This window comes from Vaccinium witches'-broom phytoplasma str. VAC, from assembly GCF_000309405.1.
Lineage (GTDB): Bacteria > Bacillota_I > Bacilli_A > Acholeplasmatales > Acholeplasmataceae > Phytoplasma.
This window is the reverse complement of the sequence record NZ_AKIN01000021.1, coordinates 1-2,188: the sequence shown is the minus strand read 5'-3', so window position 1 is coordinate 2,188 and position 2,188 is coordinate 1. Positions and strand designations below refer to the sequence as shown.

Here is a 2,188-nt window from a genome sequence, read left to right as displayed (position 1 = left end):
ATATTAATTCTAAATTAGGATTGTAAAAAAATATTATACCATAAAACAACATTATTGTAAAGGCCGAAAGTCCTATAAATAAGACAAAAAGGTGAAATATTTTTTGTTCTTCCCCAGACTTCTTTTCTATGATGCGAATATATAAAAAATAAACAAATTAAAAAATTTTAATTTGTTTATGATTGTCATTGCCCTAAATAAGGGGCTATAATTCAAAATTTATTTTCCATTTTTGAAAAATAAATTCTTTTTTTTATTCATATTTTGAGATAATGATGGATTGGCTTTATAGGAAATAGATGTTCTGCGTAAAGGATCTTTTTTACCTTCGGCTATATTATTTTTATCTGTTTTTGGTGGATTTAATATTTTTTTTTGCGCTTTATCTAATAAATTTTGTCCTAAAGCAATTGTTTGATCTTGTATTTGATGAAATATTTGTGAATTTTGGAATTTATCCAATAAGGTTGTAATAGAGCCTGTTTTACTCTCGCTTTCTGGAGTGACGTGGTCATCTTTTGGAGGCGTTAAATCCGAATTTTCTGCTATATTTTCTTCTGATTCAATGTTTACAGGTGTTTCTTCTGAAACTATTTCTTCTGAGATGGGTTCTTCTGGTTCTGCTATATTTTCTTCTGCAGCAAAAGCGCTGATATAAATAACTGAAAAAACAACCATTAAAATAGCCATTATAGAAAGTAACCCAATGATTAATTTTTTAGAATTGAATTTGTTTGTCAATTTTTTTGTTAAAACTCCTTTTTTTTGGATGATTTATTTTTTTAATGTTTTTAAGGTTTAATTTTAAGTTTTTAAGTTTAATTTTTGATTTATGTTTAGGTTGGAAAGTTTATAAAATTATAATAATTTTTACAAATATTTACAATTTAACTATCCGTTAATATTATATATTAACATTTGACTTATAGAAATAAGAAAAATTAATTTATTATCTTTCGTTTTAAAACAATTTTTACCCTATAAAAGGTTTATTGAGTGGTTTGATCTAAATAAGATGGTAAAGTTGGAGACAAAGAAGGTATTTCTTCTTCTTTTAAGCTTTTTTTAGTTTTTTAGCAAAAAAGTATTTTATCTTGTCAAAAAAAGCATAATGGAGTTATTATATCAGATAAAAAGTGAAAAAATTATGAAGAAAAACAATTTATGGATTAATATAAAAAGCCTAAAAAAAATCCAAATAACTGCTATTATCGTAATAGTGATCATTTTTTTCTTTTTTTAGCGTTTATAAGTGGTTTAAAAACTTTCGGAAAACAACTCCTATCCTCATTTTCTGTTCCAGAAAACACTTCCCAACCAATAAACAAAAATAATATCTCACAAGATGATAAGCAAAAAGATCCTATTTTAAAGGACAAAATCAACCTTACCCCTTATTTAGAATATTCTGATAAAGAAGGCAACACCATCAGAGAATGCCGTTTTTTTGAACATATGTAACCAAAGCGGTTGATAATTTAAACCAGTTAAAAGTTCTTCAAAAACCTTGTATTTTCCATTACGACCAAGAACCTCAATATACAGCGAAAGTTTTTCAAAATTTATTAAAACAAAAAGGTTATCGCCAAAGTTTCTCTAATGAAGGTGTTTCTTCTCAAAACAGTTGTATAGAGTCTTTTTGGTCTAATTTTAAAGGCGAACAACTTTATTTAAGAGATTTAGAAAACACGAACACTAAAAATTAAACAAATGATTACTCAATATATTTATTATTACAACCGCAAAAGAAGTATGAAATATTTAAATTATTTTTCTCCTAAAAATTTTAAAATGCGTCAAAATATCCCTTTTAATTTTCCTAAAAAAGGTAATAAAATCAATAAATAAGTCTTTTTATCAACCTTTTAAAAAAGAGTTTTTTTACAATATAATAGGGTTAAAATATATAAAAAAGGCTTTAAAAGTGAAAAAACCTTTCTTAAAAAGGATTTTGATATGGTTAGAAGTATTTGAGAGTTAGAAAAGAAGCTTTTCTGAGTTTTTTTTAGAGAAGATGATTTGGGAAGAGTATTAAATCAATTCCTTAGGAATCAGTTTTATTATAAAAATAAAAAAACCCTCTTAAACGCTAGATATTTAGCATTTTCAACCCAAAATAATAGACAATTTTTCAATTTTAAACGATCTTTTTTTAAAAGATTATTTATATATTTTTAATCATAAATTT

The 2,188-nt window shown here is 24.7% G+C and carries 2 protein-coding genes; one reads left to right on the top strand and one right to left on the bottom strand.

Annotated features, from left to right (window positions below; translation table 11 throughout):
- Nucleotides 1-219: 219 nt before the first annotated feature.
- Nucleotides 220-741, bottom strand: coding sequence for a hypothetical protein (locus RI68_RS00790; RefSeq protein WP_017193363.1), 522 nt, complete (start codon nt 739-741; stop codon nt 220-222).
- Between the two features lie 969 nt (nt 742-1,710).
- Between RI68_RS00790 and RI68_RS03840 the strand changes: the two genes are divergently transcribed.
- The gene (locus RI68_RS03840) at nt 1,711-1,848 is read left to right on the top strand and encodes a hypothetical protein (RefSeq protein ID WP_017192155.1); all 138 of its coding nucleotides are present in this window, start codon (nt 1,711-1,713) and stop codon (nt 1,846-1,848) included.
- Nucleotides 1,849-2,188 lie beyond the last annotated feature (340 nt).